Raw genomic sequence first — 6621 nt, forward strand, 5'->3', positions numbered from 1 at the left:
GGTGTGCACTGTGGACCGGGCGAAGAAACGTGGGTTGGGGGGGAACGGCCCACACCATGAAGGCGAAAAACACCCCACACCCGCCAAAAACACCCCCCCCCCCCCCGGGTCCATCTCGTCAGCGCGTATCGCAGCCCGGGTAGCTCTTCGGGCACGCGGTGAAGCGGATCGGATGGGCATTGATCATCGCGGCGATCGTGGGCCAGTTGTTGACCGGCTGCCCGGTCAGATAGGTCCACATGAGATGACTGGCGTGCAGATAGTCCTCGCCGTTGTTGTAGATGTCGAGCGGGGTGAAGGGCGCTCCGGCCCCCTGGAACTGGGTGCCGAGCAACTCGGGCTCGTCGACGTTGTGGATCACGGCGATGCTGCCGGTCAGGTTACCGCATCCCGTCCCGGGGTAGCCCGTCACGCATTGCTGCCCCCAGGTCAGCTCCTTGGGCGGCGAGAACTTGTCGGCCGCGGTCTTGCCCAGCAGATCCGGTCCGCTCTCCGCGACCCGGTGCGCGTTCTGGAACAGGACCAGCGCGCTCGTATCGGCCTGGTTGCCCATGAAGTTGTTCTCGATGACGACGTTGGTGTTGGGAAGTGCGGCGGTCGCGGCGGTCAGCATGCGTTCCAGCTGGCCCAGTTGCGTGGTGTCGTTGTAGCCGCCGCCTTCGCCGACCTGGGAGGCGGTCTCGGTCAGCACGATGCCCTCGACGTCGGGATTGCTGTTGTAGCGTGCGCCCAGTGCCTGGAGCAGCGCGATGAGACGGTCGTTCACGGCCTGCCGCCAGACGGCGGCGGTGATGGAGAGCCCGCCGCCGCCGTACCACCAGCCGCTCGTGCCCGCCTTGGGGGCGGACCCGTAACTGGCGGGGTCCGTCGTCAGATAGCTCGGAATCACCTTGGTGAGAAAGCCACCCGGATCCTGGTGCTTCGCGTGCAGGAACCCGCTCGACGAGATCCCGATGATCAGCTTCTTGCGTGGAGCCGGGTTTCCCTGGTTGAGCCGCGCCAGTTCCGCGTCGATGACCGAGAAGTTGTAAACCCCTTTGCCGGTCTCGAGCGCCGCCCAGTAGTAGTTGCCCTTCCAGCCTCGGACGTTGGGCGAGGTGTTGACGACCTGCAACTCGTTGCCTGCCATGCTCGCCGGGGTTCCCGCGTCGTGCCACCAGTCACTCGTCATGTAGTGACCGGGGTGCCATTTGATGGTGCCGGCCACCGTGGAGTGCGGCGCGGCCGCGGCCGCGGACGGCGCGACGGCCATGCCGCCCCCGCTCGCCGACAACACCACCGCGCCGGCGAGCCCGGCGAGGCGGGCCGCTCGGCGAGTGCTCCGGAACCCCCATGTTCTCCCTGACATGCAGTTGCTCCTTCTCGTCGCGCCGACCTCGTGAGCCGGCGTCCCCGATGAGCCGAGGCGACCTCCGGCGTCACCTCCGTCAAGGAGATACGAGAGCGGGTTACGCGCCGAGGCGGTGGCAACGCCTCGCCGTCGCGGTCTATCGGGGCAACCGGGTGGCAACTGCTTCGCTGACAGCGGTGGCGATGGCGCAGTAGTCGAAACCGGGCCCCTCCTCGCCGGTCACGGCGACGAGCACGAGTTCGACCTTGGAGTCGCCGCGCCGGTCGGAGAACGCCCGGTGCACGGTCCGCACTACGCAGCTTCGCGGGCCGTAGTCGCCCGGCTCGACGAACGCGTCATGGCCGGCGAGCCGGATCGGTCTGCCGTCCGCCGCGTTGGGTGAATGGTGCTGGTCGTACAGGATGTGCAGCGTGGCTTTCTTGAGGGTGCTGTCCCAGCGGCATTCCCAGTTGCCGAAACCGGGCTTCGGGCGGTGCGCGTTCACGCCGGGGAGCCGGGACAGCGCGTCGCCGGTCGGCAGGGCGCAGGCGTCGGTCATGGCCAGCGACCCTTCCGCGAACGGCCGGTCGCGGCGGTCCAGCGTGCCGCGGTGAAGCCGTTCGGTGGCGGCCGAGGTCGCGACGTCGGCGATGGCGCACAGATCGACCGCGGGAGGAGGATCGTCCAGCTCCGCGCTGACCTCGACCTCGTGCTCGGCGGAGACGAGTATCCGGCGAACGCATTTGCCGTCTTCGCCCGGGTTGGCCACGACCTCGAAGGTGCCAGGCCGCACCGGAACCGGTGGGCGCGCGTTGTTCAGTTCGGTCTTCACGTCCACCGGCTTGTCCGCGCCGACGGCGATTTCGATGTCGCAGCGGTTGAAATTGCCATATGACTCGTACACCGTCGTCCTGCCGAACCGCCGCAGCCCGCCCTCGTCGGTCAGCGAACACGGGGCGGCCGTGCGCGGATCGCCGATCGCGTCCGCGGCCGCGGACGGCGTCGGGCCGGGGGACGAACCACCGATGACGTAAGCGAGGACGACGATCAGTGCCAGCGCGGCCGTGGCGATGCCCCAGTACCCCGGCCGGCGCCACCACGGCCGCCGCGGCGGCTCCTGGATCACCGGCGGCGGGCTCCATTCCCCCGTGGCCTGCACCAGCCGCTGCCAGACCTGTTCCGCGTCCGGCCGCTTCCGGGGGCGCTCGGCCAGCATCTCCGACAGCAACGGAGCCAGCGGGCCCGCCCGGTGCATCTCGCCGATCCGCGCGCGGCGGGCCCGCGCCAGCACCTCGGCCGGATCCCCGTCACCCCAGGGCGAGTTTCCTTCCACCGCGGCGAAAAGCGTGGCGCCGAGCGAGAACACGTCCGATGCCTTGGACACGGGCGCTCCGTCGGCGACTTCCGGCGCCAGGCAGCCCGGAGTTCCGCCGACTTTCCCGTCGGCGGTGAGCGTCACCTCCTGCCACACCGAGATCCCGAAGTCGCTCAGCTTGGCGAGATCCTCCTCTGCGACGAGGATGGTGCCCGGTTGCACGTCGCCGTGCAGCATGCCGACGGCGTGCGCGGCGGACAGCGCGGCCGCGATCTGCCTCCCCACGCGCGCGGTCCGCTCGGGGGTCAGCGGGCCGTCCCGCCACAGGATCTCGGCCAGGCTCTCCGACGGCAGGTACTCCATCACCAGCCAGCAGCCGTCATCGTTCACCACGTCGAAGACCGCGATCGCGTTCGGGTGGGAGATCCGCGCGGCGGTCTCGGCTTCCCGCCGGAGCAGGCTCCGCTGAGTCCCGTGAAGGGGCGCGTGGGAACGTTTGAGCGCCACCGTTCGCCGCAGCCGCCGGTCGTACGCCCGCCACACCACGCCGGTGCGGCCCGAACCGCAGTGCTCGTCGAGGCGGTACCGGCCGCCTACTACGTCACCGGTGTGCACCGGAGCAGTATAGGGAACTTTGTTGCTGTGAAGGGGTCCTTCGGTGCGTCGGATGCTATGAAGGTCCCCTTCAGGGCCTCTGGTCTGCCCTTGTCGCGAACGCGTCGTTCGCGACAAAGGGGCGTGGCCCCCGTCGACACCGCGCGCCGTTCACGACCTCCGCCCGAGCAGGCGGCAGACAGCCTTCTCCAGGACGTGTTGAGCCTGTTCGCTGTCGAGCCGTTGCGCGCGTTTCAGCGCCGCGGCGATCGTCCGGCCCTCGCGATAGGCCGTGACGACCCGAGGGTCCACATAGGACGAACGGCGGACGGCGGGGGTGTTTACCAGCGCTCGCGCGACATCCCGCATGACGGCGGCTTCCGCGCGCTTCCGGGCCCGGTCCGAGGAGGGCGGTGTCCGGTAGGAGAAGCCGCGGCCGCACCGGATCCGGAAGATCCACAGTGGACCTTTCGGGACCAGCTGGGTTCCGCTGTCCGGGTTCCCCTGTGTGGGTGGCGGTGCGCCGGGCACAATTTGACCCGTTCCAGACAAGCGGCCTACGGTGGTGGGCGATGTCCGACTTCGAGTCGCAGCTGCGGGCGGCCTCGTTGCGCGTGACTCAGCCGCGTCTGGCCGTGCTCGCCGCGCTGCGTGACCATCCGCACGTCGATACCGAGACCGTGATCGCGCTGGTGCGGGCCGAGCTGCCGACGGTGTCCCACCAGGCGGTCTACGACGTGCTGCGGGCGCTCACCGGCGCCGGCCTGGTGCGGCGCATCCAGCCTGCGGGCGCGAACGCCCGCTACGAGTCCCGGGTGGGGGACAACCACCACCACGTGGTGTGCCGCTCCTGCGGGGCGATCGCGGACGTCGACTGCGCGGTCGGCCACACCCCCAGTCTCACCGCCTCGGACGACCACGGATACGTGATCGACGAAGCGGAGGTCGTCTTTTGGGGTATTTGCCCCGACTGCGCGGCCGAACCCCAACCGCAATGATCCGCGAGCCCGGAAGGCAGGCAGATGAGCGACGACAACGAAAACGTTTCCTCCAGCGCGCAGGGCGTCGATCGGCAGGCGGCGGAGGGATGCCCGGTCGCGCCCGGCTCCGCGACCGCGCACGGCAGCGAGAGCGAGAATCCGACGATCGACTCGCCGACCCCGAAGACGGGCGGCCGTCCCCGCACGAACAAGGACTGGTGGCCCAACCAGCTCGACCTCTCGGTGCTGCGCGCCCATTCGCCGAAGAGCAACCCGCTGGGAGAGGACTTCAGCTACGCCAAGGAGTTCGCCAAGCTCGACGTCGAGGAGCTCAAGCGTGACGTCGCCGAGGTGCTCACCACCTCGCAGGACTGGTGGCCCGCCGACTTCGGCCACTACGGCGGCCTGATGATCCGGATGAGCTGGCACTCCGCCGGCACCTACCGCATCGCCGACGGCCGCGGCGGGGCGGGCGACGGCGCTCAGCGTTTCGCCCCGCTCAACAGCTGGCCCGACAACGTCAACCTCGACAAGGCGCGGCGCCTGCTGTGGCCGGTCAAGGAGAAGTACGGCCAGAAGATCTCCTGGGCCGATCTTCTCGTGCTCGCCGGGAACGTGGCACTGGAGTCGATGGGCTTCAAGACGTTCGGCTTCGGCTTCGGACGTGAGGACACCTGGGAGCCCGAGGAGATCTTCTGGGGTCCGGAGGACGACTGGCTGGGCGACGAGCGCTACGTGACCGATGCGGAGATGGTGCCCGAACTCGGCGCCACCGAGATGGGCCTCATCTACGTCAACCCCGAGGGGCCCCGCGGCAGCGCGGACTTCCGCGCGGCGGCGCACTTCATCCGGGAGACCTTCGCCCGGATGGCGATGAACGACGAAGAGACCGTCGCGCTGATCGCCGGTGGCCACACCTTCGGCAAGACGCACGGCGCCGGCATCGCCGACGACCACGTGGGCCCGGAACCCGAGGCCGCCCCGCTGGAGGCGCAGGGCCTCGGCTGGCAGAGCACCCTGGGCAGTGGCAAGGGCACCGACGCGATCACCAGTGGCCTCGAGGTGACGTGGACCGACCGGCCGACGGAGTGGAGCAACCGCTTCTTCGAGATCCTCTTCGGCTACGAATGGGAACTCACCACGAGCCCCGGCGGCGCCAAGCAGTACGTCGCCAAGGACGCCCCGGAGATCATCCCGGACCCGTACGACCCGGACAAGAAGCACAAGCCGACCATGCTCACCACCGACCTGGCGCTGCGCTTCGATCCGACGTACGGGCCGATCTCCCGCCGCTTCATGGAGAACCCGGACGAGTTCGCGCTGGCGTTCGCCAAGGCCTGGTACAAGCTGCTGCACCGCGACATGGGCCCGGTGAGCCGCTTCCTCGGCCCGTGGGTCCCGGAGCCGCAGCTGTGGCAGGACCCGGTGCCGGACGTCGACCACGATCTGGTGGGCGAGTCCGACATCGCCGCGCTCAAGGCGAAGGTCCTCGAATTCGGCCTCACGACCGCGCAACTGGTCACCACCGCGTGGGCGTCCGCCGCGAGCTTCCGGTCCACCGACAAACGCGGCGGCGCCAACGGCGCCCGGATCCGCCTCGAACCGCAGCGCGGCTGGGAGGTCAACCAGCCCGAGCAGCTCGCCTCGGTCCTGGAGAAGCTGGAGGGTATCCGGCGGGAGTTCAACGAGGCGGGCGGCGCGAACATCTCGCTGGCCGACCTGATCGTGCTTGCGGGCTCGGCCGCCGTCGAGAAGGCGGCGCGCGACGCCGGTGTCGAGGTGACCGTGCCGTTCCATCCCGGACGCACCGACGCCGCCCAGGAGCAGACCGACGTCGAATCCTTCGCGGTCCTCGAACCACGCGCCGACGGCTTCCGGAACTACCTGCGCGCGGGGGAGAAGCTCCAGCCGGAGGTCCTGCTCGTCGACCGCGCCTACATGCTCAACCTGACCGCCCCTGAGATGACCGTGCTCGTCGGCGGGCTCCGCGTTCTGGGGGCCACTCACGGCGGCTCCCGGCACGGCGTGCTCACCGACCGGCCCGGCGTGCTCTCCGGCGACTTCTTCACCAACCTGCTCTCACCGGGGACCCGGTGGAAGGCGTCGGAGTCCGAGGAGAACGTGTACGAGATCCGTGACGTGGCCACCGACGAGGTGAAGTGGACCGCGACCGCGGTCGACCTGGTCTTCGGCTCGAACTCGCAACTGCGGGCGCTCGCCGAGGTCTACGCGAGCCGCGACGCCCGTGAGCGGTTCGTGCACGACTTCGTCGCGGCCTGGACCAAGGTGATGGAACTCGACCGGTTCGACCTCGCCTGATTTCGTCCGCGGGCCCGGGGGGGGCACGGGGGCGAGGGGGGCGCGGGGGCGGGGGTGGGGGCGAGGGGGAGCCCCCCACCCCG

General features: G+C 69.8%; 5 protein-coding genes. 2 read left to right on the forward strand and 3 right to left on the reverse strand.

What is annotated here, in order from left to right; translation table 11 throughout:
* Positions 1–118: 118 nt before the first annotated feature.
* The 3 genes from ACFWY9_RS18955 to ACFWY9_RS18965 form a co-directional block, all read right to left on the reverse strand.
* The gene (locus ACFWY9_RS18955; RefSeq protein WP_378324053.1) at positions 119–1348 is read right to left on the reverse strand and encodes a hypothetical protein; all 1230 of its coding nucleotides are present in this window, start codon (positions 1346–1348) and stop codon (positions 119–121) included.
* Between the two features lie 139 nt (positions 1349–1487).
* On the reverse strand, positions 1488–3260 hold the full coding sequence (locus ACFWY9_RS18960; RefSeq protein ID WP_378339398.1) for a serine/threonine-protein kinase: 1773 nt from the start codon (positions 3258–3260) through the stop codon (positions 1488–1490).
* Positions 3261–3410: 150 nt separating this feature from the next.
* Positions 3411–3608 carry a hypothetical protein gene (locus tag ACFWY9_RS18965; protein ID WP_378339399.1) on the reverse strand — a complete coding sequence of 66 codons (198 nt, stop codon included), beginning with the start codon at positions 3606–3608 and terminating at the stop codon, positions 3411–3413.
* Between the two features lie 203 nt (positions 3609–3811).
* On the opposite strand from ACFWY9_RS18965, the gene ACFWY9_RS18970 reads away from it, so the two are divergent.
* Both ACFWY9_RS18970 and katG read left to right on the forward strand, forming a co-directional pair.
* Complete coding sequence (locus ACFWY9_RS18970) at positions 3812–4237, forward strand: Fur family transcriptional regulator (protein WP_378339400.1); 426 nt, start codon at positions 3812–3814, stop codon at positions 4235–4237.
* A gap of 24 nt (positions 4238–4261) precedes the next feature.
* The gene (katG, locus tag ACFWY9_RS18975) at positions 4262–6538 is read left to right on the forward strand and encodes a catalase/peroxidase HPI (protein ID WP_378339401.1); all 2277 of its coding nucleotides are present in this window, start codon (positions 4262–4264) and stop codon (positions 6536–6538) included.
* Positions 6539–6621 lie beyond the last annotated feature (83 nt).

The organism is Amycolatopsis sp. NPDC059027 (assembly GCF_042739735.1).
Classification (GTDB): domain Bacteria; phylum Actinomycetota; class Actinomycetes; order Mycobacteriales; family Pseudonocardiaceae; genus Amycolatopsis.

Bases quoted from the DNA above. Each gene is read 5' to 3' on its own strand.
- katG (WP_378339401.1), top strand. From the start codon at position 4,262: ATGAGCGACGACAACGAAAACGTTTCCTCCAGCGCGCAGGGCGTCGAT.
- ACFWY9_RS18965 (WP_378339399.1), bottom strand. From the start codon at position 3,608: ATGCGGGATGTCGCGCGAGCGCTGGTAAACACCCCCGCCGTCCGCCGT.
- ACFWY9_RS18955 (WP_378324053.1), bottom strand. From the start codon at position 1,348: ATGTCAGGGAGAACATGGGGGTTCCGGAGCACTCGCCGAGCGGCCCGC.
- ACFWY9_RS18970 (WP_378339400.1), top strand. From the start codon at position 3,812: ATGTCCGACTTCGAGTCGCAGCTGCGGGCGGCCTCGTTGCGCGTGACT.